Here is a 442-nt window from a genome sequence, read left to right as displayed (position 1 = left end):
CATACAACCAAGGTAGGTTGCTGTTTTTCAGGATATACTCTAACTCTTCACCCAGTCTAGCTCTTTCCTCAATCTCAATGTTAGTTGAACCACCAGCACTAGTCATGTTAGCGGCCTGATCTGCGGTGTCTTTATTTTTACGCCCAATCTCTTTCTTAACTTTCTGTGGAGGCTCTAAGGTGAAATGTAAAGCAAAATCTAAAGGAAAATCTAATAGTCCCGCATAGTAAATCCACGGATATCCTGACGGGAAATCCATTTTTTCAGGAAATTTAGAGAAACATAATGTCGCACGGTAACCAACATGTTCTTTCCCTTTAATGACTTGTTTAATTTCTAAATATTTAGGGTTGTTCACTATTTCCGCATCAACAAGTGTCCCTATTTCACCTTCCCCCCACCTTTCAACGTTTCCAATAATCAAGTCATCATAGGATGGTGA

General features: G+C 39.4%; 1 protein-coding gene. It reads right to left on the bottom strand.

Features of this window, described 5'->3' with window-relative positions; translation table 11 throughout:
* Positions 1–442 (bottom strand): hypothetical protein (locus tag M3630_RS30630; protein ID WP_251254676.1); only part of this gene is annotated, 442 nt, incomplete at both ends.

The organism is Brevibacillus sp. MER 51 (genome assembly GCF_023714195.1).
GTDB lineage: Bacteria > Bacillota > Bacilli > Brevibacillales > Brevibacillaceae > Brevibacillus.
Note: the sequence above shows the minus strand (reverse complement) of the source record. Positions and strands in the feature narration are given on the sequence as shown.